The following is a 254-nucleotide window of genomic DNA, read 5'->3' as shown; positions in this document are numbered from 1 at the left end:
ACCACGCGTTTCCGCCACCTCGGCGGCGCGAGACGGCTCACAGGGACGCTGAACGGAGGGTCGAAGCGCTTACCCTCCCCGAACCTCTCGCTCCATTATGGCGGCGGACTTAGAGGAAAAGACGAACCGGTATCACGACCTGCTGGCGGAAGCTCTCGGGGAGGCAGAGATCGCTCCGCCGGACGGCACGGCGATGAGCGAGGCGGCCGCCGAGTGCCTGGAGATGGCCGAGTCGTATCTCGACGACGGCAGAC

The 254-nt window shown here is 66.5% G+C and carries 1 protein-coding gene; it reads left to right on the top strand.

The features are described from left to right. Nucleotides 1-97: 97 nt before the first annotated feature. The coding region (locus SM755_RS23940; protein WP_323174876.1) for a DUF357 domain-containing protein at nucleotides 98-254 on the top strand (157 nt) is incomplete at its 3' end.

The sequence above is a fragment of the Natrialba sp. PRR66 genome (assembly GCF_034808065.1).
Lineage (GTDB): Archaea > Halobacteriota > Halobacteria > Halobacteriales > Natrialbaceae > Natrialba > Natrialba aegyptia.
Note: the sequence above shows the minus strand (reverse complement) of the source record. Positions and strands in the feature narration are given on the sequence as shown.